Annotated in this window: 16 protein-coding genes; 10 read left to right on the top strand and 6 right to left on the bottom strand. The window is 60.8% G+C overall.

All coding sequences use genetic code 11. The features are described 5' to 3' along the window. Nucleotides 1–327: 327 nt before the first annotated feature. Both BGE01nite_RS05135 and BGE01nite_RS05130 read right to left on the bottom strand, forming a co-directional pair. On the bottom strand, nt 328–4,293 hold the full coding sequence (locus tag BGE01nite_RS05135; protein ID WP_146849199.1) for a LamG-like jellyroll fold domain-containing protein: 3,966 nt from the start codon (nt 4,291–4,293) through the stop codon (nt 328–330). 163 nt (nt 4,294–4,456) lie between these two features. Continuing rightward, nucleotides 4,457–7,804: a PVC-type heme-binding CxxCH protein gene (locus BGE01nite_RS05130; RefSeq protein ID WP_146849198.1), complete on the bottom strand. Its 3,348-nt coding sequence runs from the start codon at nt 7,802–7,804 to the stop codon at nt 4,457–4,459. 194 nt (nt 7,805–7,998) lie between these two features. On the opposite strand from BGE01nite_RS05130, the gene BGE01nite_RS05125 reads away from it, so the two are divergent. Further along, complete coding sequence (locus BGE01nite_RS05125; protein ID WP_146849197.1) at nt 7,999–12,342, top strand: choice-of-anchor D domain-containing protein; 4,344 nt, start codon at nt 7,999–8,001, stop codon at nt 12,340–12,342. A gap of 78 nt (nt 12,343–12,420) precedes the next feature. On the opposite strand, the gene BGE01nite_RS05120 is transcribed toward BGE01nite_RS05125, so the two are convergent. Further along, nucleotides 12,421–13,395 (bottom strand): DUF6807 domain-containing protein, encoded by a 975-nt coding sequence (locus BGE01nite_RS05120; protein ID WP_146849196.1) that lies wholly within the window; start codon nt 13,393–13,395, stop codon nt 12,421–12,423. Between the two features lie 134 nt (nt 13,396–13,529). Between BGE01nite_RS05120 and BGE01nite_RS05115 the strand changes: the two genes are divergently transcribed. From BGE01nite_RS05115 to BGE01nite_RS05090, 6 genes are all read left to right on the top strand, one after another. Next, complete coding sequence (locus BGE01nite_RS05115) at nt 13,530–14,417, top strand: L,D-transpeptidase (RefSeq protein ID WP_170266600.1); 888 nt, start codon at nt 13,530–13,532, stop codon at nt 14,415–14,417. A gap of 147 nt (nt 14,418–14,564) precedes the next feature. Next, nucleotides 14,565–15,194, top strand: a complete 630-nt coding sequence (upp, locus tag BGE01nite_RS05110; RefSeq protein ID WP_146849194.1) for a uracil phosphoribosyltransferase — start codon at nt 14,565–14,567, stop codon at nt 15,192–15,194. Between the two features lie 153 nt (nt 15,195–15,347). Then, nucleotides 15,348–16,004, top strand: a complete 657-nt coding sequence (locus BGE01nite_RS05105; RefSeq protein WP_146849193.1) for a cyclic nucleotide-binding domain-containing protein — start codon at nt 15,348–15,350, stop codon at nt 16,002–16,004. 120 nt (nt 16,005–16,124) lie between these two features. Further along, complete coding sequence (locus BGE01nite_RS05100) at nt 16,125–17,432, top strand: DUF2157 domain-containing protein (RefSeq protein ID WP_146849192.1); 1,308 nt, start codon at nt 16,125–16,127, stop codon at nt 17,430–17,432. Then, a complete protein-coding gene (locus BGE01nite_RS05095; RefSeq protein ID WP_146849191.1) occupies nt 17,429–17,980 on the top strand; it encodes a GDYXXLXY domain-containing protein in 552 nt (183 codons plus the stop codon). Before BGE01nite_RS05100 ends, BGE01nite_RS05095 begins: the two co-directional genes overlap by 4 nt. A 104-nt stretch (nt 17,981–18,084) precedes the next feature. Beyond that, nucleotides 18,085–19,707, top strand: coding sequence for a hypothetical protein (locus BGE01nite_RS05090; protein WP_218032902.1), 1,623 nt, complete (start codon nt 18,085–18,087; stop codon nt 19,705–19,707). Here BGE01nite_RS05090 and BGE01nite_RS05085 read toward each other — a convergent pair. Both BGE01nite_RS05085 and BGE01nite_RS05080 read right to left on the bottom strand, forming a co-directional pair. Continuing rightward, nucleotides 19,694–20,875: a glycosyltransferase gene (locus tag BGE01nite_RS05085; protein WP_146849189.1), complete on the bottom strand. Its 1,182-nt coding sequence runs from the start codon at nt 20,873–20,875 to the stop codon at nt 19,694–19,696. The two genes, BGE01nite_RS05090 and BGE01nite_RS05085, sit on opposite strands and share 14 nt — an antisense overlap. Before the next feature lie 64 nt (nt 20,876–20,939). Further along, the gene (locus BGE01nite_RS05080; RefSeq protein ID WP_146849188.1) at nt 20,940–21,731 is read right to left on the bottom strand and encodes a lipopolysaccharide kinase InaA family protein; all 792 of its coding nucleotides are present in this window, start codon (nt 21,729–21,731) and stop codon (nt 20,940–20,942) included. Between the two features lie 212 nt (nt 21,732–21,943). Between BGE01nite_RS05080 and BGE01nite_RS05075 the strand changes: the two genes are divergently transcribed. The 3 genes from BGE01nite_RS05075 to BGE01nite_RS05065 all read left to right on the top strand — a co-directional run bounded on the left by BGE01nite_RS05075 (nt 21,944) and on the right by BGE01nite_RS05065 (nt 24,677). Further along, nucleotides 21,944–22,252, top strand: coding sequence for an FmdB family zinc ribbon protein (locus tag BGE01nite_RS05075; RefSeq protein ID WP_146849187.1), 309 nt, complete (start codon nt 21,944–21,946; stop codon nt 22,250–22,252). A 42-nt stretch (nt 22,253–22,294) separates the two neighbouring features. Then, entirely contained in the window at nt 22,295–23,359 is a 1,065-nt protein-coding gene (locus BGE01nite_RS05070) for a hypothetical protein (RefSeq protein ID WP_146849186.1), read from the top strand. 112 nt (nt 23,360–23,471) lie between these two features. Then, nucleotides 23,472–24,677: a hypothetical protein gene (locus BGE01nite_RS05065; protein WP_146849185.1), complete on the top strand. Its 1,206-nt coding sequence runs from the start codon at nt 23,472–23,474 to the stop codon at nt 24,675–24,677. A gap of 90 nt (nt 24,678–24,767) precedes the next feature. Here the strand turns inward: BGE01nite_RS05065 and BGE01nite_RS05060 are convergent, their stop codons facing one another. Beyond that, nucleotides 24,768–25,505 (bottom strand): RNA polymerase sigma factor, encoded by a 738-nt coding sequence (locus BGE01nite_RS05060; RefSeq protein ID WP_146849184.1) that lies wholly within the window; start codon nt 25,503–25,505, stop codon nt 24,768–24,770. Nucleotides 25,506–25,614 lie beyond the last annotated feature (109 nt).

Below are 25,614 nucleotides of genomic sequence, written 5' to 3'. Positions count from 1 at the left end.
GATCCGTTCTAGTGCGGAATGAGCGGGGTGGCAAGTCCTGGAAGTTCGAGTTTTGCCGCAGGGAGCGTCAGGATTTGCGGCGGGGACAGGAAAATACTCCCGAGCTTTGGCTCGTGGAGATGCTGTCACCTCATTCGATGATGAGGTGACCTCTCGGACCACTTACGGGCTGAAGCCCATAAGTACTTTCTCTCGCCGCAGCGTCGTGCAGGACTCACGGCCAAAGTAGTTTTGAGCTTTAGCTCGTAAACAGCTGACAAACTCACTTCGTGACGAAGTGACCTTTCGCGCCTCTCACGGGCTGAAGCCCATGAGTACTTTCGTCCCCTACTCCACTTTCAGCACGCCGTTCATCACCATCCAGTGACCTGGGAAGGTGCAGAGGTAGGGGTAGTCACCCTTTTCGTTCGGCGCGGTGATGTGGATGGTGAAGGACTCCTTGGGATTCGTCATGTCAGTGTAGGCGATGACGTCATCACTATCAGGCACATAGTGCTTCGCGAGGCCCTTAGGATCCGTGATCATGAGGTTCACCTTGTCTCCGAGTTTTTGGAGGGTGCCGGGCTTGGCGAGGAGCCAGTTATGCGGGACCACGTCCGGGTTCTTGAACACGATGGTCAGCTTTTCGCCGGCCTTCGCCTTGAGCTGCTTCTGCACGTATTGCAGCCCGAGAGCAGCCTCAATGACGATCTCGCGGCCACCTTCACCTTTGGCCCATGGGTTGGGCTTCGTGGGTGTTGGAGCGATCATGCCGACTTGAGCGGCGTGGTTTGTTTTCACGACCTTGGCATAACCAACAAAGTCGGTAAACGGCTCCGCCAGTGCATGAGCTGTGAGGAAGACATCATGACCGGTGCTCAGATGCAGATGCACCTGGCTGGCGGGGATGAGCTGCGGGATCTCGATAAAGAGTGTCTTGCCACCATCCAGCTTTTGCACACTGCGCACCTCCAGCGGATCATGCCCTGGAGTATCGGCATACTTCACCGAGTACTCGGGTGAACCATAGGCGGCGCTGTAGCGATAGTTCCAGCACTGGGCGAAGAACTGCGAGGCCTCGGTGGAGTCTTTCACAGGCTGGTTGAAGCGGATGAGGACACCATTGTCGCGGGCTTCGAAAGCGACCGGCACGGGCTTCTCGCCACCGGTGAAGCGCACGCGATGGAAGCAGCCATCCTTCGGTGTGTAACTGCCCCAGCCCTGCATGCCGTTCACATAGAGATGGCCGTCCTTGGGATTGAAGCGCGCACATTGCGGGCCGGAATCAAAGTTGCCACTGATCTTCACCGCCGCGCCCTGCCAGCGACCCTTCACATTCTGGCGCATGACCAGCCAGGCACCGCCGCCGCCGGAGGAAAGATGGATGAGATTGCCATCGCCCTTCAGTGAGTCCCATTCTTTGCCTGAGATGAAGGCCTGGCTGCTGGCGCTGTTGTCCTCACCGCGTGGAAGATACATGAGCACGGGTTCGGGAGGCTGCCCGTTCTTCGGACCACCGGCACCGAAGTGCGCGCCTTCATTTTTACCGAGCTCGATCTGGCAGATGCTGGAGGCCGGAGTCCAGTCGCCTTCCTGCACGCTGGTGGTTAGGAACTTGCCGTCAGGTGAGAGGCCGAGGCCGTTTGGATTGCGGAAGCCGGTGGCGAGGACTTGTAGATCGAACTTTTCAGTCCGATCTCCTTTCTGAGCGAGCTGGAAAGTTCGCTCTACGCGGCACACGCCTTCGTTGCCTGAGGCAAAGTAGAAGCGGCCCTGTGGATCTGTCTCCAGACCAACGATGAAGTCATGGCCGCCGGGAGAGGTCTGCATGACATTCGTCACGCATTCATAGAAGTCCGCCTCATCATCGCCATTGAGGTCATGCAGGCAGGTGATCTGGTCACGGCCAAGCACATGGATCTTACCGTCGATGATCTTCATGCCTAACGGCTGATGCAATCCGGTGGCGAAGCGCTTCCAGCGCACTTTCCCGAGTTTTTCATCAATGCCCTTCACCAGCCAGACCTCGCCGGTCATGGTGGCGATGGCGGCGCTGGTGCCATCGCTGAAGAAATCATGCGCGGTGATGAAGAAGAGAGTGCCGTAGGGATTCTCGAAGGGGATCGTGATGCGATCCGTGGCGAAGGGAGTCTGTGTGCCGAGTTCGCCTTTGGTTTCAATCCACTGCGGCCATTGAGCAGGGCCGCCTTTCGTGAGTGGCTCCAAAGCCTTGTCCGACTCTGCTGAGCCGAGCATCTGCAGATGTGTCTTGCCTTCCGAGCGAGAGGCAAAGACCACCTGCTTTCCATGCCGGTAGAAACCGAGGAAGTCCGACTTCATGAAGCTGCCAGGTGCTGCCATGGTGGTCATCTGGCCGTCCATCTGACCTCCGCCCATGAATCCGTGACGGTTGTCGTTCAGCTTGATGAAGCCGCCCTTCCACTGGACGGAGAAGTGGCAGAGATTCGGATCAAAGGCACCTGCAACATCACCTGCGCGAACGCAGATGGCTTTCGGAATGGTGAGGCCCGCGCCTTTAAAGACACCGCTGAAAACGCTGCCCAGATCACTCTTGGCGAAGCGATCATCTTTCCAAGTCACCTGATCATTTTGATTGCCCCAGTGGCCTTGCTGGCCGCCATCGAGACCGGGGAACTGCGGGATGAGCTCCGGCATCGTTTGATTCATGAACTGCAGCGCCTGCTTGCCGTAGTAATCGAAGACGCGCTCGCGGTTCACGAACTCCTGCCAGTGGATGTTGTTAGACTTGTCGAGAGGCTCGCGGGCGGGCTTGAACTCAGCGGGCTTGGGCGCGGGTGGTGGAAGCTCTTCGTCGAGCTTGTCGAAGCTCCACAGGCCAAGCGTGTTGTCCATGCGCAGACGCGGCGCACCGCCTTTGCGCGGCTTCATGGCACCGCGGGAAATGCGCACATCATCGATGATGCCATCGCAGCCGATGTTGCCTTCCACGAGACGGCCAAAGGCGAGTTCGCCGGGCTTCGCAGTGCCTTGGAGAGGCTGCACGGGCTTTTCGAAGACCTGTTTGCCGTCCACCCAGATGATCACGTTCTTTTCATCGACACTGGCGAGGAGGTCATGCCACTCGCCATCGCAGATTTTGACCTTGGAGTCGTAGTCGCCACCGCGTCCGGGAAGGTAGAGCGCCACGGTGCCGCGACCTGCGTGGGTGTAGAGTTCCCAATGCGTGGCGGAGGATTTCACTTCGGAGGCGACGAGAATGTTGAAGCCGTCTTTACCATCCAGTTTGGCGCGGCATTCGACGGTGAAGGGAATTTTGTTATACTCTTCATCACCTTTGACAACCCAGCCGCCCTTCAGGGCTTTGCCAAACTCGGCGCTCGATGATGCCACGCTCTCGGCTTTGCTGGCTTCCGACTTGGAAGCATGGCCTTCTGCCTTCTCACTCCAGGTGCGATACTTCGGCTTCACACCGGGCTTGTCGTCATCGAGTTGCGGCACCAGCCAGGCCAGACCATCAAGGTTATCCAGCAAGCGGCCTTCAGCGTCTTCGCTGGTATGATTGAGGATGCCGATGGGGCCATTGTAACCACTGGCACGGATCTGGCGCAGCACCTTCACATCCTGGGTTCCGATACCGAGAGGCAGGATCTTCCGGCCCTTCGCCTCGCCATCGATGTCCATGCCATTGAGATTGAGGCAGAGCAGATGGGGCTTCATGGCCTCAAGCACTTTGGGCAGGCGATCCAGATGGCCGTGGCCATGATGCAGATTGTACACGATGCCGATGTTCTTGATCCCCTGGGCCTTCAAGGCCTCGACGATGGCGATGGCATTCTCCGGCTCGCCATACCAAGAACCGTGATTGTAGAGAGCCACCTGGCAGCCCAGAGGAACTGCGGCTTCGCAGATGGGTTTCAGCCTCTCAACTTCCTTCTCGACGCGGGCTTTTTGATCCGCCTCATCATTCACCTGGATGGGGCCTCCATTGCCATTCACCCAGAGCTGGGGCTTCACGCCGTGGCGCTTGAAGAGTTCGAGCGTCTTCTTCGCCTCGTCATTGAGCGAGGTCGGGAACCACCAGCCCATGAGCTCGATGCCGTGCTTCTTGAGCGCGTTCAGCTCATCATCCCACTGCGGCACATGCTCGGCGCGGTAGTCATAGACAAACTTTTTCACGCCCATCTTCTCCAGCATGGCCGCGCGCTCCTCCGGGCCGCGTTTCTTCGCATCAAACGGCACAATGCACCACGCCGCGAGGTTGGGTTTGTCAAAGAGCTCGGCCGCAGACAGGCTGGCGGTGAGACATAGGCAAAGGATCAGTCGGAGGAGCATAAGAAAAGTCAGAAAAATAGGACTGGAGGTGACGGAATGTCCACTGCCAGTCTATCTTACAGTTCAAAGGATGGCCGGATAGAACACAAGCGCCAAGGCTTGGAATGAGGGCGGCGGCCTCACAAGGAGTCGTTCGCGATCTTGAAGAAGCCCACGGCCTGAATCACTCCAGCGTGATGTCGAAGATGAGCTTTAGGGGTTCGCCTTTGGGGACGGTGAAGCTGGAGGGCTTCTTCTTTTCGTTGGGGGTGCCAGTGGGGTTGATGACGAGAGCGCCGTAGTCGCGGGCGTGGCTCCAGAAGGTGCGGGTGCCCTCTTTGGAAGGAGTGATGCGGATGCCGGCGGAGTCGGTGCCGTAGCGCCACCAGCTTGCGGGCTGGCCCCAGATGGCTTTTTCATCGGTCATGCCTTCGCTGTTGGTGATGTGGCCGCTGCCGTCACGCACGGTCAGTGACTTGGCGAGGCGCACACCGAGGCCGCCTTCCTCCTGCCCCAGAATGGTGAGCTCGTTATCCTGGCTGCTGATGCGGGTGTCCCAATGCAGGACGATCTTGCCGTCCTTGAGACTGGTGGTGATGCGGGTGATATCGCGGCAGATTTCCTTGCCATCGGCGGCGAGCCAGCGGTTCTCGGTTTCAAAGCCGCTGCCATCAGGCTGCACGGTGACCTTGCTGACCTCAACGCGACCTTCGTTGCGCCAGAAGTCGGTGCCATTTATGCCGCCGAAGGCGAGCCAGAGGCCGGGATGCATGTCGGCGTGATCTTGGGCATCGTCCTTCTCAGGCGGGAAGTGGCGTGTGAGCAGAGTGCCTTCGCGATTGCGCAGATGGATCATGAAGGGGCGCTTCACCTGCGGATGACTCAGGACAAAGTCGGCGATGGATTTTCCATCATGCTTGAGGGCAAGTTTGGAGTCGTGCTGATCGATGTTGAAGCCCTTGGCAGCATCACCATAGGTCTTCACGGGTTTCGTTTCAGGCACGGGCTGGACATCCGAGCCGTCCTTGGCGTGCTTGGAGGGTTTCTTGTCTTCTTTTTTATCATCCTTCTTGTTGGGCTTCTTTTCAGGAACCGTGCTGCTTTGGATCAACCAGGCGGCGATGTCCGCGCAGGACTGCGGATCCAGCACAGCAGCGAAGGGTGGCATGGCGGAGACGGGAAGTGTGTCGTGCTTAGTGATGTCAGCACGCATGATGCGGGCACGCTGGCCGGTGATGAGGCCGAGCGTGACAGCGAGGCCGCTCTCGTCCAGCAGCACGCCGCTCTGCACGCCCTGCGCGGTGGTGATGACGTGTGAATTGAAACCTTCAGTGATGACGGCGCTGGGCTCGATCATGGACTGCAGCAGATGCTTGGCATCCGCACGCAGGCCGATGCCGGTGAGGTCGGGACCGAACTGGTTGCCACGGCCGCCGATGTAGTGGCATGCGGTGCAGGTGGCGCCGCCTGGATGAAGGGCGAGCAAACGTCCGCGAGCAGGGTCCGCTGTTTTCATCGCGTCGAGTGCGGCATCGACAGTCGTCGGTGAGGCAGGTGGCGTGATCTTCGGAGGGTCACCCGTGATCGGGGCGACGTTGGCGGCGATGACACCCTTGCCACGAAGCGCAATGGAAGGGCTGCCTCCCGTGGTGTTCTTGATCCAGAGATCCGCGAGGGCTTTGGTTTCCTTGTCCGCATCATTGAGCAGAGGTTTTACCTCATTCTGGGTGAGCGCGCTGTCTTCCAGCAAGGCGAGGAGGGCTGCACGACGAACGCCACCGCGCTCGTCGCCGAGCCACTTCTTCAGATCGCTCGTGCTGGCGAGGTCACGCAGAGCACGCCATGCGGAGTAGTAAGTGAGACGATCTTTTTCCTTCGCTGCGACGGTCAAGAGTGCGGGGATCATCTTCACGTCGCGGGCCTGCCAGATGGCCTGCACGGCTTCAAAGCGGGTGCGCGGGTCATCATCGCGGGTGAGATCAGCGACCTTGGATGGCAAAGTTTGTTTGGCGAGGATGCGCAGGGATTGCAGGCGGAGATTGCCGGGCTTCTCCAAAGCTTTCTCAAAGAAGGGATCAGGACCAATGCGACCGAGCGCCCACACGGCCCAGGTTTCTGCGGCGGGTGAGAGCTTGCCTGATTCGAGCGCTTGAATGATCACAGGCTTGGCTTCAGCGCCACGGCGGACGAGTTCGTCTTGCGCATCGATACGATGCACGACGAGATTGGAATCAAAGAGCGCGATGAGTTCTGCAGTGCTGCACTCTTTGGCAGGCTTCGTGAGGGCCACGCCTTGGTGCTTGTCTGCATACGTGACGCAGTAGATGCGGCCTTCGTTGGTCATCTTGCCGTCCTTGAATTCGGAACCGTAGCCGCGGCTCCAGCTCAGACACCAAAGCGCGCCGTCAGGTCCCATGACCATGTCCGTGGGACGGAAGAGGGACTTGCCGCCCTGGATGAAGGGCTGCCACTCGCTCGTCATGAGAGCACCCTTCCATTTGGGCTGATAGATGTAGGTGGTCTTGTTCAGCCAGTCGTTGATGAAGAACACGTTTTTATGGTCGCCCAATGAACCGAAGGTGATGCCGGTGCCGCTGCCGTGAAACACGTCATGGCTCACGGGCACGGTGGGCAGATGGTCTTCACCCGTCCAGGAACTGCTCCAGGGATGGTTCCAGCCGAAGTGCGCGCCGTAGAAAGGCATGAACACGCGGTCCCCTTCATTCTGGTCATTGTCTGTGCCTAACCAATTAAAGGTGTCATCGATGGCGATGTCCCAGGGATTGCGGAAGCCGCGGGAGACGATCTCGAGATTCACACCGAGATCATCACAGCGAAGCACGCCGCCCATGACACCCCAGTCGTCCTTGGGATCGTGGTAGGTGTGCTTGTAGACGGCAGGGGTGAAGGTCTGGGGCTTCGTGGTTTCTGACTGAGTCGATTGGCCGAAGAGTTCGCGGAAAGGCTTCGGTGCAATGCGATCCGGCTGCTTGGGATCGTTGAGGCCTTTGGAGTTGCCCTTGCTCATGTAGAGCTTGCCATCGGGAGCCCAAACCAACCCATGCAGACCGTGCTCGAGATTGCCGAGATCCGTGAAGACCTTGACGTATTCATCCGCGACATCATCACCATCCAGATCACGGACGATGGTGAGATCGGGCGAGTTGGCGACCCAGAGATCACGGCCACGCCAGGCGAGGCTTTGAATGGCATTCAGGCCGGTGGCGAAGGTGTGTGTCTTGTCTGCTTTGCCGTCTTTGTTTTCATCCGTGACGATGACCACGCTGTCTCCCGGTGTTTCAGGTGTCGGATTGCGATACTGCGGTCCCATGCCGATGAAGAGGCGGCCCTTCACATCAAAAGCCATGCTGCATGGCTGCTGCACGAGCGGTTCCTGGGCGAAGAGACTGATCTCATACCCCCCCGGCACAGTGGGCAGGGCTTTCAAATCGGCGTTCGTGTCCACCATGTCGGCTTGGAGAGACAGGCTGGCGAGACCAAGGGAAGCGAAGAACAACCGGGAGAGAGTCATGTTTTGCTGAGGTGGATGGAGTGATGCCGGATGATCCGCAGGACGTGCTGCCTCCAACGAACGAACCCACCGGGACCATCCTTCTAAAGTCGGATAAAAACGTCCTGTGAAATGGGGGTTGTATCCGGCGGAGGTCCCATACTCACCTCGGGTGATGTGTGGGAGGAGTGGGTAAGTCCATCACACACTCGCCCATGAAAACTCTCAGAACCCTCGCCTTGCTGCTCGCAGCCTCTGCCACGCTGCTGCATGGCCAGTCTTATCAATGGTCCAACTTCGTCGGCAAGTCCGGCGGGCCAGGCAATGTCGATGGAACGGGGAGCGCGGCACGGTTTTCGGGTCCACGCGGCATCGCCGTGGATGCTAGCGGGAATGTGTTTGTGGCAGACACCCACAATAAGATCATTCGCAAGATCACCAAGACGGGTGTGGTGACGACGTTTGCGGGCAAGAGGAACGGCATCGGCAGTGTGGACGGCACCGGAGAAGCGGCGATATTTGCCCATCCGGAAGGTCTGGCCGCGGGAGCTGGCGGCACGCTCTATGTGGCCGACGGAAGGACGGTTCGCAAGATCACCAGCGCTGGCGTGGTGAGCACACTCGCCGGGCTTGCAGGCGAAAACGGCAGCGAAGATGGGGCCGGTGCGGCGGCCCGGTTTGACCAACTGACAGCCATCACCGTGGCGCCTGACGGCACGCTCTATGGGGTCGAATATGAAAACTGCACCATCCGCAAGATCACGCCAGCCGGGGTGGTGACCACGCTGGCCGGGACGGTAGGAGCGGTCGGTAGCGCAGACGGCACAGGCAGCGCGGCGAGGTTCAATTATCCGACTGGCATCTGTGCTGATAAAAATGGCGTTTTGTATGTGGCTGATGCCGACAGCAACACGATCCGCAAGGTGACCCCGGCAGGTGTGGTGACCACCTTTGCAGGGATGGCTGGACAGGTCGGCACTACGGATGGCACCGGCAATGGCGCACGATTTGACTACCCGATAGGGGTGACCACTGACAACCAGGGTAATGTGTATGTGACTGACAACGGCAACGGCATTCTCCGCAAGGTGACCCCGGCAGGCGTGGTGACCACGCTGGCAGGCATGGCCGGCCAATTCGGCAGCCAGGATGGCACCGGCAGCGCGGCACGATTCAATGACCTCTCTGGTGTTGCGGTGGATGCCACCGGCACCCTGTTTGTGACGGATGATAACAATACCAACGTTCGCAAAATCACGCAGGCGGGCGTGGTGACCACTCTCGCTGGCATGGCTGCCAACCGGGGCAACACCAATGGCACCGGCGGCGATGCACGCCTCAGCTCACCGCCGGGAGTGACAGTGGATGACTCAGGGGCGATCTACATCATGGATGTCGGCAATTACCAAGTCCGCAAGGCCACCAGCGCGGGAGTCGTCACCACCCATGCGGGTGCCGGCACCAGTGGCGTCGTGAACGGGCCTGCGCCAGAAGCCCGCTTCGGATACGCTCTTGATGTGGCGGCAGATGCCAGCGGCAATGTCTACGTGGCCGACACCTACAAAAACATCATCCGCAAGATCTCCAGCGGTGGCGAAGTGAGCACGTTTGCGGGCACCGTTGACGGCTACGGCAGTGTGGATGGCACAGGTGCCGAGGCGCGGTTCAGAAATCCCGCGGGAGTCGCGGTGGGCGCAGACGGCACGGTGTATGTCGCGGATTTCGCGGATTGCACCATCCGCAAAATTACCCCTGCGGGAGAGGTGACCACACTGGCAGGACAACCAACTTTCTATGGCTTTGCCGATGGCACAGGAGCAGCGGCAAGGTTCGCGCAGCCACAGGATGTGGCCGTGAATGCCGGCGGAGATGTGTATGTGGCGGATATGTTAAATCATACGATCCGCAAGATCACCCCGGCGGGTGTGGTGACCACACTGGCAGGGCAGGCTGGCGTCGCAGGCAGTGCCGATGGCACGGGCAGCGCAGCCAGATTCCGCAGTCCCACCGGTGTGGCTGTGGACGCCGGGGGCCACATCCTCGTCGTTGACACGGGCAACCACACGATCCGCAAGATCACCCCGGCAGGTGTCGTGACCACCATTGGCGGTCTGGCTCCGTTTGCCACCGACGCGGACGGCCTTGGCTCTGCCGCACGGTTCTCCAGCCCCCAGCGCATCGCCATCGCACCCACGGGTGAGGTTTATGTCGCGGACCGGAACAACAACCGGATCATGAAGGGCGTGCCCCTGCCGGAGATCGGCATCGCGCAGCCAGCCCAGACCGATCTTGTGGACGGCACCTCCAGCATTGATTTCGGCACGGTCGGCGCAGGCCAGACCATCGTGAAGACCTTTACCCTCCGCAGTGATAGCGCGGCTAGCCTGGAGGGACTTTCCCTGAGTGTGACCGGAGCTCATGCAGCCGACTTCACAGCCGCAGGTCTCAGCAGCGGCACCCTCGCCGCTTATGGCGAAACCACCTTCACCGTCACGTTCCATGGCGATGCCGCAGGCGCGCGCACAGCGGTGCTGCACGTAACCAGCAATGACAGTGATGAAGGCAGTTTTGACATCGCCTTGAAAGGCAGCACGGACTACCGTCCCCTGGTGACAGCGGCACCGCAGCCCTCATCGAGGCTGGAAGGCCAAAGCGTCGACTTTCAGGTCACGGCGAGTCATCCGCATGGAGCGGTGACGTATCAGTGGTTCAAGAACGGCGCGAAGATCACGGGAGCCACGCAGAGCCAGGTCGAACTTCAAAATCTGAAGATCACAGACGCTGGCACCTATGGGGTCAAGATCTCCTATGCCGGACAGACCGCGGAGCACACGACCACGCTGGTGGTCGTCAGGCCCACGAACGCATCGTTGGTTGCGCCAGTCGGCGGCAAGCTGGACCTTGTGATCCCCTATGGCGGCCAGGCCACCTTTGAGTGGACCAAGAACGGTGTCATCATCCCCGGTGCCACGGGGAACAAACTGAACCTCACCTCACTGCCAGTGACCGCCGATGAGGTGATCTACCTCTGCAGGATGCTGCGGCCCGAGGGCGGCAAAATCCAGGTGGGCAGCTTTACGGTGCGTGTCTTTGACAGCAAACCGATCGTGACCCAGAACCAGAACATGCCTCATGGCGCGGTGGGCAAACCTTACACGCACCAGATCAGCGTGAGTGGTGTGCTCCAGTTCGCCCCCACGGCCTATGCGGCGACCGGCCTGCCTCCTGGCGTGACGGTGAACCCCAAGACGGGCTTTATCTCAGGCACTCCGACTGTAGCCAAAGACTACAAGATCATCGTCAGCGCCTCCAACAGCAAAGGCAGCCACGCAAGCCTGGAAAGCAACGTCACCATCACTCCGCTGCTAGACACGGTGGTGGGCAGCTTCAGCGGCATTGTCGGCCGTCATCCTACACTGAATGACAATCTGGGCGGTCGTCTGGACCTCACCATCACCAAAACGGCTGCCATCAGCGGTTCCATCACGCTTGGCACGAAGAGCCATCCCCTCAAGGGCCAGCTTGTGGCAGGCGTGAACCCGCTCACGGCTGACATCACGATCCCGCGCACCGGCCATATGGCACTTCATCTCCACCTCGACATCAATCCCCTGGGCCAGATCATCCTGTCCAGCTCCAGCCTCAAGAGCGGATTGAGCACAGCCTCCGTCAGCGGCTGGCGTCAGGTCTGGAGGACCACAGGCGCTGCCCCGCTGAACCCAGCCACCACCACTCCGAAGCTCTTCAACTTTGGTCTGCGTGCCCCAGCCATGGCAGGCGTGCCTGTTGGAGATGGCTATGGCTCCTTCACTCTCGCCAAAGACGGCAAAGTCATCGTGGCAGGCAAGACCTGCGATGGTGAAAACTTTACCTGCGGCACCTTCGTCGGGCCGCAGGGGCAGATCCTCATCTTCCAGACTCTTCACACGCCAAAAGGCTCCCTCTGCGGCACTCTGGACATCGACCCCACAGACACCGGCATGCTGAATGACGATGTGCTGGAAGGCAGCGTCTCCTGGTCACGCCCGGCGAACACGAAGTCCCGCGTGTCACCCGCAGGCTTCGGCCCCGTGGACCTCACGGCCTTTGGTGGCCGCTACACTCCGCCCGTGGCGCCAGCGCTCGTGCTTGGCCTAACCGTGAATGTGGACAAGGCCATGATCACCTTTGAAGACGGCGGCCTCGCCGGTGCCAGCATCAATCCGAATGTCGCTGCTTTTGACATCCTGGCCGGGAATAAGCCTTCCCTGCCTGCCAGCCTCTCCCTCGGAAATCCAGGCAGCGTGAAGATCACCAAGCTGGATGCCAAAACAGGGCTCTTCACGGGCAGCTTCGTTCTCAATGACACCGAACTCCGCACCGGTCCTGCCTTCAACGGCAAGATGCTGAGCCGCACTGCCAGCTTCAGCGGCATCCTTACCACGGACAACATGGGTCCGGTGGGTGTGGGTCACTTCCTCCTTCCGGAAATGCCGCATGATGCCATGCCACCGCTGCCAGCCACCACGCCCACGACCGGCACCATGCTGTCAGGCTCGGTCACGCTGGAGAAGAAGTGAGGCAGGCGTTAGAGCCTAACTGATTGTAGGGCATTCCATTGTTTCCGCGATGGAATGCCCTTCACCTTTTCAGGCAGATCACTCCGCATACTTTTTCCACTGCGCCTCGATCCACTTCGCATCCGGTGCACCGTCAAAGACGAGGATGCGGTATTTGGAGACGTAAGGCTTGCCAGGCTCGATGGCCCAGTCACCGCCTTGGGAAGGAGCGATGCAGAGCTGGGGGTTCTTCGGATTCAGACGCAGAGGCTGCGGGAAGCGGAAATTCGAAGGATGGATCAGGATGACCATGCCGGTGGGAGCGCCATCCACCTGACCGCCGATGTGGACCCACTTGCCCTTGGTGGCATCTCCCGCTTTGCGGTCATGACCTTCACTGGTGAGCATAGTGACGGCATCCACGGGATTCCACGCCAGATTGCCACGCACGCCGAGACCACCGTAGTGATACTCAGGAAGCTTCAGCGCCTTGTCCGTGGCGCAGTTCTGTGTGCTGGTGAGGTCAATGATGTTCGCAGATGTGCCATCCAGAGTCTGCTGCGAGACAGTGACATCCCAAGTTTCATTCAGCACTTTTTGTTCGGGGGCATGACTGTGATCAAGAAACAGATGCTCGCTGGTGAAGCTGCCTTTGTCGGCACCGCCCGAGGATTTGACGAGCTTGTCAAAGCGCACCTCGGCGAGGATTTTGTCGCCGCTCTTGTCTTTGCCGTCGCCCTTGCCCTGGTTCCAGAAGTCGGGATGCGAGTCGCCGAACTCCGTTTTCGTCCAGGCCAGCCAGATGCCGCGATGCCAACGATGGTCGTCTGGATGATTGCCGGTGACGAGCTTGCCTGAAGGCGAATACACAGGATGCAGATGCGCGCCGTGTTTAAAAACAGGATCGACGCCTTCCGGCACCTCTCCGGCTTCCATCTGGTAGTCGCAGATGGCTTTGCCGCCGGTGGTGAAATGAAGCACGGAGCCGGCTTTTTCGACCTGGATTTCGGCAGCTTGCAGATGGCTGGCAAAGGCGGCGCCGAGGATGAGAAGAAGGTTGGAGGAGATGCGCATGGCGCACCCAGAACGGAGGTCGAGGGTGGTTTCTCTTCGCGAACACGCCTGAAAGTAAGACCGGTGTAAGAACTGACCAAAGGACTCAGGCTTGCTCTTGAGCCGAAGGTATGGTGAGCTTAACTTCTCACTACATGCGCCTTTACCCCCTGCTCCGTCACGTCGCACGCGCCAGCCTTGTCACCACCGCCCTCTGGCTGTCCGCCTGTAAATCGACCCCTGAGACTCCGCCTGAACCCGTGCCCCAGCCGCCGGCTAAACCCGTGGGCCTCTTTGAATGGAAGGGCGAGGGCAAGAGCGTGACCTCCATCCGCATCAATGTGGATGAGCAGATGGCCTACCTTTTCAATGGCGAGGAGCAGATCGGCTGGACCTATGTGGCCACCGGCATCCCGAGCTTCCCCACACCCACGGGCGAGTTCAAGGTCATGGAGAAGGTCTCCAACAAGGTCTCGAACCTCTACGGCAAGGGCTACGATGCGAACGGGAAGCTGGTGAACTCCGACTTCAAGCAGGGCCGCGATCTGCTGCCCTCTGGCGGCCGCTTTGAGCCCGCGAAGATGCCCTACTTCATGCGCCTCACAGGCGATGGCGTGGGCATGCACATCGGACCCATCCCACGTCCGGGCAAGCGTGCCTCCCACGGCTGCATCCGCCTGCCGTCGAAGGTGGCGGGCAATATCTTCAAGGCCACGGCCATCGGCACCCCGGTGAAGATCACGGGCAGCGGTCCAGATTACCAGACCTACCTGAAGCAGTCCGCCGAGAAGTCCAAGGCCAACGCCGCGAAGTATGCCAACGCCAGGAAGAAGGCGGCAGATGCTAGCGCCGCTGCCGAAGCAGCCACCGCCCTGCCTCCGGGTGATCCGAACGGACCAGTTCCGACAGCACCTGCACCTGGAACTCCGCCTGCGGTTCCTGGCTCCACTCCAGCCCCTGACGCGCCTCCGGCAGCCCCGCCAGAGGAGATCAAGCCTGCGGTTCCAGCGGCGCCTGCTCCTGCACCAGCCCCTGGGAACTGAGCTGCCTCGTTAGCACCGCAGAATGGCAGGTTCAGCGCTATCGGTAAGGGCGGTTTTCGCGGTTGAGTCGCCAGCAGTGTCGGCCTCATGCTAGAGGCGACACTGCCTCTGCTACACTCCCGAAACTCTCCTCATTTCCCTGCTCCCATGTCTGCTCCCCAGCCCCTCGTCGTCACGCATCCCCTGGCCCAGATCCATCTGACGGTCATGCGGAAGGAGGACACGCCTTCGGCACAGTTCCGCTGGCACCTGCAGCGGCTGGCGGAGATCCTGTTCACCGTGGCCAGCCGCAGCCTGGAGACGCAGGAGGTCAGCATCCGCACCCCCCTGGCGGAGATGCAGGGGCAGACCTTCGCACGGCCCATCGTGCTCGTGCCGATCCTGAGGGCGGGCCTGGGCCTGGCGGACGCCATTTTACCCCTCGTTCCGGAGGCCACCGTGGCACACATTGGCATCGCCCGCTGCGAGGAGACGGCCAAGCCCAAGCCCTACTATGCGAAGCTGCCTGCGCTGCTGAGCCGGTCTGACGTGTTTGTGCTGGATCCCATGCTGGCCACGGGAGGCAGCGCCTGCGCGGCGATCTCCCAGCTCAAGGCCGCCGGAGCAAACCGGCTGAATTTCATCTCCGTGGTCAGCAGTCCCCAGGGGCTGGAGGCCATGCATGAGAAGCACCCGGACGTGCCCATCGTGACTGCAGCCATCGACGACGGCCTGAACGACCGGGCCTACATCGTCCCGGGTCTGGGAGATGCCGGAGACCGCTGTTTTGGCACGTGATCCGCTTTTATCCGGCTTCCGAGGCTCTTTTTTTGAATACCAGACCAAAAGAGGCGGTCTTGTCCCCCGTTCGGGTGACGAAAAATCCCCTCCTGATGCCGGGATTGATCTTGTCCCCCGACTCGTAAACATGAGATAGTCACGTCATAAACCATGAAAGAGTATGCCTACATTCACGAGGAAGGAAGCCTGCCGGCACCGCTGAAGGCCGTGCCCTTCCTCAACAGCTTTACCGACGAGCAGCTCGACGAGGTGCTCAACTCCTCCTCCCTGCTCCAGTGCGATCCCGGTGACGTCATCATCCGCGAGGGCAGCATCGACAGCCGCATCTACGTGCTCCTGAGCGGCCAGCTCGAGGTGCATGTGGGGGGCAAGGCCGTCGCTGGCATCACCCGCCCCGGGGATGTCTTTGGCGAGCTGGCCCTGGTGAACCAGGACAAGCGTGCCGCCTCAGTCATCGCCGGCAGCCGTGCGCTATGTCTGGCGGTGGACCAGAAGTTCCTCCAGGACATCCATCCGCGTGAGGAAGACCCGGCCTTCCACGCCGCCCTGTTTGAGTTCGTGGCCCGTCTGGTGACCAAGAAGCTGGATGCCACCTCCCGCCGCCTCGCCGAGGTGGAGAAGGAGTTGCGTCTGCTGAAGGAAGCCCATCCCGAGGCACAGCCTGTGGAGGTGATCGTCCCAGCCAAGCCTGCGCTCGCTGCCAAAGCCCCAGCCAAATCTGCCGCCAAGCCCGCCTCTGCGGCCCGCCGTCCTTCCGCCTCGAAGCCCCGCAAGCCGGTGCGCCGGAAGGTGAAGGTGCTGGCCTGATCGCCACAGCGTTCAGCGAAGAGTCGAAAAGAGCTGCCATACTCCTTCGGTGTGGCTTCCGGTGATTTTTGTTCCTGTCTGCCTTGATCGCGGGCAGGATCACCGTTCTTTTCCTCCTGCATGAGCGCTCCCAATCATCGCTGGCTGCATACCCAACTCCCGGAATGGGAGCGTGAAGGTCTCATCACCGCTGAAAACGCGGTCAAGCTGCGTCAACGGCATCCGCATGATGATTCAGGCCCGGGCATCGCCCAGGTAGCCATGGGCGTGCTGGGGGCGCTGCTCATCGGTGTCGGCCTCATTGCCATCATCGGCTACAACTGGGACCACTTTAACAGGCCCGTGCGGCTGATGTTCGCCTTTGCCCCGCTGCTGGGAGCGCAGGCGGCTTCCTGGTGGGCGCTGAAGCAGGGAGATGCCTGCGCGCGCTGGATCCGCGAGACGGCGGCTTTCTTCCAGGCGATGGCGGCAGGCGCATGCATCGCCATCGTCTCGCAGATCTACAATCTCGGCGGCGACTGGCCGCAGTTCGTGCTCGCCTGGGCATTGCTCAGCCTGCCACTGGCCTGGCTGATGAGATCCTATGGCGTGGTGATCTTTTACCTCGTCTGCATCACCGTCTGGAGCCTGCGGGATGATGTGCGCCATCCCGTATGGTATGAAAGCGCCAGGGCTTACCCGCTGCTGCTGCTCGGCCTCTTCCCCTTCTGGCCTGGGTGGAAGTTTGACAAGCCTCTCTCCACCACTCTGCGCTGGGCCATCGCCCTTAGTGCCAGCATGGGCCTGGCAGCCGCGGCCTACCAAATGATTGAACATCCGTGGTCGGATTTTGAAGCGGTGGTCTGGCTGTGGAGCCTGACGGCAGCGGCCATGATCCTGCTGCCGATTTCGGAAGCCGCCATCCATGCTCCCACACGATCCAAACCTCAGGTGGTGCTGGGTTTTCTTTACCTGCTGCCGCTCGGCGTCATCGGCACATCCCTGAGTGCAGGTCATGAGACCATCGAGGCCATCTCCATCGCCGGGAAGCTGTCCTGGACATGGGTGCTGATCATCGTGACCGGGGCGTTTGCCGTGCATGCCATCCTGCGCAGGCGCTGGGCAGTGCTGTCGGTGGCTTCCCTTGCCGTCACACCTGCGCTCGCCCTGGCTGCGGGTGAAAATGCCCCTCATGTGGTGCCGTGGCTGATGCTGGTGCATCTCTCGCTCATCGGCCTCGCGCTCATCGCGCTGGAGTTCCTGGATCGCAAAGGCGCCCCTCGCCTGGGAGCCGCGCTGCTCAGCGTGCTCATCATGGCGCGCTTGTTTGACAGTGACCTCTCACTGCTTCTCAAAGGCCTGGCCTTCATCCTGGTGGGCGTGGCCTTCCTGGTCTTCAACATCGTCCTGAGCCGCCATCACAAGAAACAGAAGGAGAAGGTGTCATGAAATCACTGCCGCTCATCATCTTTGCCATCACAGCCTTGGCTCAATGGGCCGTGCCGCTCTCCCAGATCTGGACCTATGAAGGGGTACTGACGAAGGGCACGCTGATCCGCGTGAAATGCGCCGCACCAGATCCCTATGATCCGCTGCGCGGCCGCTACCTGGCCGTGCGGCCGGAGCAGACAAACGTTCCGCTGCCTGAAGGCATGGAAGCCCCGGAGGAGCAGATGGGCTATGTCAGCCTCACCACCGGTGCCGATGGTCTGGCCACGCTCTCCAGCCTGAGCTTCACCAAGCCCGCGAGCGGTGACTACCTGCATGTCCGCGTGCACTCTTCTTATGACAAACAGGCCAGCATCGACTGGCCGTTTGAGCGCTACTATCTCAATGAGGAGCTGGCCCCGGAGGCGGACGAGTGGTTTGCGGAAAACATCCGGAACACGAAGGGCATCATCGCGGAAGTGAAAGTGCTGAACGGCAAGGCGGTGCTGGCTGATCTCACGCTGGATGGGAAACCCTTCCGCGAGATCCTGAAGGACCGTGTGAAGTGAGTGTTGAGCAAGTCGCAGCCCATGCCACGGTGACGCGCATGGCTGCCACGGCATCTCCCTCCGCTTCCCCTCCCCGCTCTCTTCCCTGGAAACAGTGCCTGGGCATGCTCGCCGTGCTTGGGGCGATCTTTGGACTGTATCGTCTGGTGCGGCTGCCGGCGGAGAAGCTCATCTTTCCTGACTATGCCGGGTCATTTCTACTGGCGGCGCTGGTGAAGAACCTCAGCCACTGGCCTTTCTGGCTGGGAGCGGGACTCGGCGGGCTGTTTGCCTGGCAGAACCGCGAGTGGCGGACATGGCGCGGCTTTTTCCCGGGAGGAAAGGTTCACTACGTGGCGTGGGCCATCATTGTCATCCTCACCTGGACGACTGCGCTCTACCCGTATAACTACTTTTACGGTCAGGCGCACCTGCTGGACCGTGTGATCATCCTGATCCTCGGTGTGGCGGCGCTCCGGCGCCCATCGGCGCTGCCGCTGCTGATGTTTGGCGTGATGTACAGCTACCTGCAATGGCGCGGCGCGGGACTCTCGGATGCGGAGTTCACCAACCGGAAGATGATCCTGGACATGGCCTACATGCTCGGCGCCGCGGGCCTCGCACGGCCGTGGATCGTCCGCTGGTTCCCCCAGCATCTTCCAGCGCTGACCGTGGCCTTTGTGGGCGCAAACATCATCCACTACTGGATGCCCGGGCTGGCCAAGCTGGAGATTGGTCAAAATTGGTTAGACTGGACCCTGCACGATGACCTCTACAACCTGACCGTCTCCACCTTTCTGTATGGCTGGAACGCGCTCTGGGACCAGGCGGGTGTCATCCGCCTGCATGAGACATTGCAGCCCTTCGGACTGCCGCTGAAGCTCTTCGTGATCTTCGTCGAGGTGGCGCTGCTCGCAGCCTTTTGGAACCGGCGCTGGTTTGTGCTGCTGGCCGTGGGCCGCGCGATGCTGCACATGGGCATCCTGGTTTTCTCAGGAGACACCTTTTGGAACTGGATTCTCACGCAGCTGGCCATCGTCGCCGCCTTTTGGAGCAAGCCGTCAGATGACGAGGATGCCGCGAAGAACCACCCAGGCAGCGTGGCGCTCTTCTCCCTGCCCATGATGCTCACCGCCATGGCCTACATGCTCATCACCGCGCATTCGCACAAGGCCAGCACGCTGGCGTGGTTCGACTCCCAGATCACCGAGCGCTATGCCCTGCATGCGGTGATGGAAGACGGGCGCAGGCTGTACATCACGCCGACGTTCTTCGAGCCCTATGATTTCCCGATGATCCAGGCGCAGTACCACTACCTGCAGCTCGCTGACGGTGGCGCGAAGGGTGAGAAGATCCTCACGCGCACCTTTGGCGCCATCCATGAATGGGAAAAGGCTCATGAGATGCGCGGAGTGACGGATGTGGAGCAGGCGCGCGCCCTGGTCCAGAAGCTCGGCACACTGGGCAAGAAACCGGCGGATGATGTGAAGCTCATCCCATACTTTGACAAGTTCATCCGGACCTGGATGAAGAACTACCAGGCGCACAAAGGCACGCTGGCGGACGTGCTGCACTTCCTGTCACCCCCGCTGCACGCCTATGTGTACTCTACCCAACCACCGGACAAGACTTACCACGGCGAACCCGGCGTGAAGAAGGTGGAGGTGGAGTTCGAGCGCATCCTCTTTGACGGGAAGGCCTTTCACGACCTGGACCGGAGGGTGATCCGGGAGATCACGATGGAGTGACCAGCCCGCCTGAAAACTGCTCTTGAGCAAACTTGGTTAGCGCTTTGGCCCGCTCCTGCCAGGTGATCTGCGTGGCACGGGTGCGGGTGCGTGACACTGCGTCCGCATAGGCTGCGGGATCATCCAGAAGATGAAGGGCGGCCGTGACGAAGGCTTCCTCGTTGCCCTCGGGCAGATAGGTGCCGGCATCTTCCAGCACTTCGCGCACGGAGGGAATGTCAGTGCCCAGTGCCGGCACACCGTGGGAAAGGTAGTCGAGCGCCTTCACCGGGCAGGTGAGGTAGCGATTGTAATAGGTGTCTGCTAGCATCACCACGCCGAGGCTGGCGCGAGCGGCCATCGCGGCTTGAAGCGCCGCGGGAGGCTGGAAGGGAACGGCCTCAATCCACTGGCCGAGGCCTTTCTCTTCCGCGGCCTTGCGAATGCGCACGGCATCCTTTTCATAACCGCCCCAGAACTCGGTGCGCACACCGTGCCGCGCCAGTTTGATGGCGGCATTCTGCAGGAAAGACACCCCTTTCGGGCCGTGCATGTGACCCACGTAGAAGACGGTGCGTGACTTCCTCCGCGCCTCCACATCCGCGGCGGGCAGGGCATCTGTGCCCAAAGGAAGAGCGATGGTGGCCTGCTTTGGGAACACCTGCAGGTAGCGCTTCTCCATCTCCCGGGTGATGCATACGAGGCCGGAGATGCGCCCCAGAAAGAGCTTCTCGATCCAGCAGCTCCGCAGATCCTTCCACGGATGTTTCTGACCACGCCAGGAGAGGTCAGCGAAGAGGTCATGCAACTCGTAGAAGGTGCGGATATTCGGGTGGCGGGACATCCAGGTCATGCGGCCCAGCAAGCCGATCTCACGCGTGAAGACGGCGACGGGTCCTTTGGCCGCAAGTTCGCGAACCAACTTTGCTCCAGCGCGGAAGATGGAGCTGCTGTCACTGGTCAGGAGGCCGCCCTGGCGCTTCACCCGGTGCACCGTGAAGTTCGGCAGCGGCTCCAGCGCGTAGAAGCTGCGCAGATCCTCGTCCGTGGCCGTACCTTCGGGGCCTGCGCCGATGACCAGATGGGAAGTCAGGCCGATGCTGGCAAAGGAGTGCGCATTGTGAACGCTCATGTTCACAATGGGACCTGGGTGCTGCCAGTTGCGTTTGTTGATCCAGACGATGGTCATGAGGGGCGCTGAACACTGAACCTAGACCTTCGCAATCCAGGTTTCGTGTACATTTTGTCATAATTCAGTGCTTGGACCGCTTCGCGGAAGATTTCCGCTTCACCTCATGCCGGCGCTGGATGCGCTTCCACTCGGCCCGCGCCGCTGGCGTCATCTTGTCCACACCCATGTACTCCCGGAAGAAGCGCACGCGCTCCGTCTTGCTCCAGGGCATGACGGGATCGATGAGGCGGCGGATGTCCCGCAGTTCACGATCATGGCCGAAGATCAGCTTCTTGGTCTTTTCCAGGTCGATGACACGCGCCTCGGCTTCAGCGCCCTTCATGCGGATGAAGACGTGCTTCGGGTTGAAGCAGTTGTGCGTGAGCTTGTTATCATGGATCTGCCGGAGCAGGGAGGCGACGGCCTTGCTGATGGCGCGGCGCCTGGCCTTGGGCATGGTGGCCCAGCCCTTGGCGAGGAGGTCCAGCGAGACATACCCGGTCAGCTCGGCCGTCATCAGCACCGCGCGGCGGTCGCCGTCCCGGCTCCGGACGCCAAAATACAGGGGCGTGAGCGCGGGGATGCCCAGCTTCCGGTAGAGCATGATGGCATTGAACTCGCGCACGAAGGTCAGCACCCCGTGGATCGGGTGGAGCAGCGTGCGTGTGGGGTGGTTCTCCTGGCGCTTCAGGAAGGCATGCACCGTGCCTCCCTCCGGCAGCTTCAGCTCACAGCGGGCCACCCCGCTCCAGCCACCACGCCGCTTGTTCGGCTCCTCATACCACTGCGCGTTCATCTGCCAGAAATCATCGAAGGTTTTCAGGCCGTTGAATTCAAAAATGGAGGCCCAATCAGAGGCAGTGTAATCGTTCATGCTGTGGCACTTGGCTGGACTACCTTTCCTGCGTGGGACGGGCAATCAACCCGGACCTTAGGAAAAGTCTCCCAGGGGCCGCGCCCCTCCCACAGCCCTTGTTTCCGGGCTGCCGGGCCTGAAAATCCTTTTGCGTGCAGCCTTCCTATCCCGCATAACTTCCGCCCCTACTTTTCCGAGAAGTCAAAAATCCCCCCAAGCCAGGAACCCTCATGCCCACCTACGATTACGAATGCCAGACCTGCGGCCATCAGTTTGAGGCGCGCCAGTCCATGAAGGACCCGCACCTCACCGACTGCCCGAAGGAGGGCTGTCCAGGTCCGGTGAAGCGCCGCATCGGCGTGGGTGCCGGATTCATCTTCAAGGGCAATGGCTTCTACATCACAGACTACCGCAGTGATTCCTACAAGGCAGCGGCGAAAAAGGACTCCGAGGCCTCAAGTTCGAGCAGCAGCAATTCATCCTCATCTTCGGGCTCGTCCGGGGGAGGTTCCTCGGGCGGTGGAGCTGCCTCCACCTGATTCACTTTGCCGCGCGGGACATCCTGCGGACACTCTCCCATCATGCCTGACCCCGCCGCACCCTTTCGACTGGCTGTCGTGACGCCAGGGGGAAAAGATGGACGGCAGGCCTTTCCTCAAGGCGCTGGCCAGCCAGGTGATCCCGGGCATCTGCCGGTGAACTTCCACGCCTACGCTGCCTGCACGCAGGGCTCTTACTGGAGCGGAGACACGGCCACACCGGAGGAGCAGCCTGTGCTCCTGCTGATCGGCAGCCGCATGGAGCGTGCAGAGGCACTGCTGCGCCATCTGAAAGCGGCTGGCAAGACGGTGGTCATCACCATCAAGGAAACCGGCCTGCCGCAGGTCAGCGCGCATTTTCAGAAGTTCGAGAACTGGAGCGCCTTTCAGCAGCTCTGCACGATGGCGGATGGCGCGATCGCCACGACTTACGACACGGAACCTCTGTATCGGGCGGCAAATCCGAAACTGCCGGTCACCTTCCTGCCACCGCCGTATCCGGTGGAGGAGTGGGACCTCTCCAGCACTGAGCAGAGCGGAGTCTTCATCGGCACGCGGCAGCTTTTTGTGACCTCGCGCAGTCATGCCATGGCGCTCGCCCTGGTGGCTCCAGTGGCGGCAGAGCTGAACCAGCCTGTCAGTGTCATCAGCGGTCGTGCGAGCGACCTGCCGCCGGTGAAGCGGCTGCTGAACAAGGTCGTGGATTACAGTCACGACTGGCATCGCCGCTTTGCTGAAGGGGCGCCGCATGTGCGGGTGATCGCACGCCAGATGCCTGCGCTGGAGTATCTGCGCACCCTGGCGGCGCATCGTCTGGTGTTTCAGCTCGATCAAAGCAGCGTACCTGGCCAGGTGGCGGGAGATGCGCTGATCTGCCGGGTGCCCTGTGTGGGGGGAAACGGCACGGCCGAGCGGCTCGTGTTTCCGGACCTCTGCGGTCATGGGCGCACGACGGGAGAGCTTCTGGATCTGACGCGACGTCTGCTGACGGATGCTGGTTTCCATGCGGAGATGGTTCGCAAGGCAGTGGCTCTGGCCCGGGAGAAAATGTGCTTCTTCAAGGCACGCCGGGATCTGGCAGACTTCTTTGGCTCTCTGGGGCGCTGAGGGATCTCGAAAAATAATTCGTCGCACCGTGTAACGTGCGTTCGCAGCCTGCCAGACAGGGGACGACGCGGCCTGCTTTGGAAGCCGCGGGACCTTCAAATCCATCATCCCCATGAAAACGAAACTGACCTTCCTCATCGCCCTGGCCATCGCCAGCACGCTCCAGGCTCAGAAGCCTGCCTTCAATCAAGCTCCGCGCAGCGTTCCCCAGGCCTCCAGGATGCCTGTCACCAAGGCTCCGGTGGCAACTCCACGCTCGGTTCCAGCTTACCGTGCGCCTGCCATTCGCGGAAGCGCACCGCAGATCATCCGTAGTTTCACACCGCCTCCGCCACCACGCGCGACCACCTCCCGCACACTGAAGCCAGCCACAGCTCCCCGCGCCGCCCTACCTAACCAGAAGAACGTCATCCAGAAGCCTGGCCTGTCCAATCCTGCGCCTGCTCTGAATGACAGGAACATGGCCGCCATCCATGAAGGTGCCCGCATCACCGAGAGCCTGCGTAGCCTGGATGATATCCGCAAGACCTTCCCGGATGCACTGAGGGACAAATACAACCTCGGTCAGAATAACAAAGGTTCCAACAACGGATTTCAGATGCCTCTGGACCGCGATGGCACTGCCACTCGGGAATTCACACCACGTGAAGTCAAAGGCCCGAGCGACCACCCCACGAATCGCAGCGGCCTTACCGACATCCGCGGAGGAAGGGAGCGTGCCCAGCGTGGCCTGAGCCGTGAGGTCACTACGAATCCGGACGGCTCCACCACCGAATTGGTGAAGCGTCACGACGGTGACGGTCAGGTGATCCAATATGACCGTACCACGCGAGACTCGAGCGGAACGATCACCCGTGTCGAGCAGAACGAGATCAACAGCGACGGTGTGGTGACTGCCCACCGTGCAGACCGCACCGCGAACGGTGACTACGTTCACAGCGTCACGCTGACTCGCCCTGATGGAACTGGAAATCTGGGAAGCGTGTGGCGCTCGGCCGATCCGTGGTTTTGTGATCGCTCTCCCGAAGAGATCTCCACCGGCGGCCCGGTGAATGGCAGCGGTCCCAGTGTGATCGAGACCGCGGGCCTCGTGCCTCTAGACCTGCTGCGCCAGCACGCAAACGGCGAGGCTCCGGGCGGTGGCACAAACTTCATGACCTCCGGCCGTCTCAACCGCAATCACACCAATCCTGCATCTATTGATGGTGCCGGTTCCCTGCCCTCCACCGCAAACCGCCACAGAGTTCCAGTAGACAACAGCAACCTCGCCGGCCCCTCCAGCGGTGGCAGCACTGGAGGTGGTGATCGTCCCGATTGATCATGCCTAACCAATAAAGGTATCATATGAATGGGTGGAAAGATTTTCTGAAATCTTTCCACCCTTAATCTTTCTACCCAAAAAACGGCCTCACCCGAACGCAGCCCTCAGCGCATCCATCTCTTCCTGCACGGCTTCTCCCGTGGGGTTGGCCAGGGTGTCGGCGACGGTCTCACGCAAGATCTCGGCAAAGCGTTTACGCAGGCGATGCAGGGCGACACGCAAAGCTTCTGGAGTGAGGCGCAGGCGTTGGGCAGCCACTTCTTGAACGAGCGGAACCTGACCACCGAGCGGAGCCAGCAGCGGGCGCAGGGTATGGAAGGTGGCCCACTTGCCAGCAGCCGTTTGCTCCTTCTCCAGACGCTGCATGGCGGCCTCCAGCAGGACCATGGCGCAGCTCTTTTCAAAGTGACGCTCGGGTGTTTCGTCCTCCGGGCCTGCGGCTTCAAAGCTATCTTCCTCGGCCATGACATCGAGTGAAAACAACTCCTGGCCTCCTCCGCGTTTCTCCGCCTGGCCTTTGCGCCACTCACCGCGCTGCCAGCGCTGCAGCGCGCCTAACAAAAAACTGCGCATCTTTCCTGTTTCAGACTTGGCCTTGGCAAAGAGATCCTCCTCCAGCAGCGAGAGAAAGAAGCCCTGGGCCGCGTCCTGCGCTTCTGCGGCGGGCAGACCCCGGCGGCGCAGGAAACCGTAGATCGGCAGCCAGTAGAGACGGCAGAGCTCTTCCAGCGCGGCACGCTTGCGGGCGGGATCAGACGCAGCACGCGCGCCTGCCACCAAGCTCCAGCGAGTGGCGGGAAAGGGAATGTTCGAGGCCTGGGTCATGCTGGAAAACTAGCAGGAGAATTTTGAAATGGCGAAACCAGAATCACTCACTCATCACAAGCCGGCTTGTCACAGCGCCCGCGAACCCTTAGCTTCCAGGCATCAACCT

This window comes from Prosthecobacter gellanilyticus (assembly GCF_007992435.1).
Taxonomy (GTDB): domain Bacteria; phylum Verrucomicrobiota; class Verrucomicrobiia; order Verrucomicrobiales; family Verrucomicrobiaceae; genus Prosthecobacter; species Prosthecobacter gellanilyticus.
This window is presented reverse-complemented; position numbering and strand designations above follow the sequence as displayed.

Bases quoted from the DNA above. Each gene is read 5' to 3' on its own strand.
- BGE01nite_RS05125 (WP_146849197.1), top strand. From the start codon at position 7,999: ATGAAAACTCTCAGAACCCTCGCCTTGCTGCTCGCAGCCTCTGCCACG.
- BGE01nite_RS05075 (WP_146849187.1), top strand. From the start codon at position 21,944: ATGCCCACCTACGATTACGAATGCCAGACCTGCGGCCATCAGTTTGAG.
- BGE01nite_RS05115 (WP_170266600.1), top strand. From the start codon at position 13,530: ATGCGCCTTTACCCCCTGCTCCGTCACGTCGCACGCGCCAGCCTTGTC.
- BGE01nite_RS05120 (WP_146849196.1), bottom strand. From the start codon at position 13,395: ATGCGCATCTCCTCCAACCTTCTTCTCATCCTCGGCGCCGCCTTTGCC.
- BGE01nite_RS05090 (WP_218032902.1), top strand. From the start codon at position 18,085: ATGCTCGCCGTGCTTGGGGCGATCTTTGGACTGTATCGTCTGGTGCGG.
- BGE01nite_RS05085 (WP_146849189.1), bottom strand. From the start codon at position 20,875: ATGACCATCGTCTGGATCAACAAACGCAACTGGCAGCACCCAGGTCCC.
- BGE01nite_RS05065 (WP_146849185.1), top strand. From the start codon at position 23,472: ATGAAAACGAAACTGACCTTCCTCATCGCCCTGGCCATCGCCAGCACG.
- upp (WP_146849194.1), top strand. From the start codon at position 14,565: ATGTCTGCTCCCCAGCCCCTCGTCGTCACGCATCCCCTGGCCCAGATC.
- BGE01nite_RS05095 (WP_146849191.1), top strand. From the start codon at position 17,429: ATGAAATCACTGCCGCTCATCATCTTTGCCATCACAGCCTTGGCTCAA.
- BGE01nite_RS05070 (WP_146849186.1), top strand. From the start codon at position 22,295: ATGCCTGACCCCGCCGCACCCTTTCGACTGGCTGTCGTGACGCCAGGG.
- BGE01nite_RS05100 (WP_146849192.1), top strand. From the start codon at position 16,125: ATGAGCGCTCCCAATCATCGCTGGCTGCATACCCAACTCCCGGAATGG.
- BGE01nite_RS05135 (WP_146849199.1), bottom strand. From the start codon at position 4,293: ATGCTCCTCCGACTGATCCTTTGCCTATGTCTCACCGCCAGCCTGTCT.
- BGE01nite_RS05060 (WP_146849184.1), bottom strand. From the start codon at position 25,505: ATGACCCAGGCCTCGAACATTCCCTTTCCCGCCACTCGCTGGAGCTTG.
- BGE01nite_RS05080 (WP_146849188.1), bottom strand. From the start codon at position 21,731: ATGAACGATTACACTGCCTCTGATTGGGCCTCCATTTTTGAATTCAAC.
- BGE01nite_RS05130 (WP_146849198.1), bottom strand. From the start codon at position 7,804: ATGACTCTCTCCCGGTTGTTCTTCGCTTCCCTTGGTCTCGCCAGCCTG.
- BGE01nite_RS05105 (WP_146849193.1), top strand. From the start codon at position 15,348: ATGAAAGAGTATGCCTACATTCACGAGGAAGGAAGCCTGCCGGCACCG.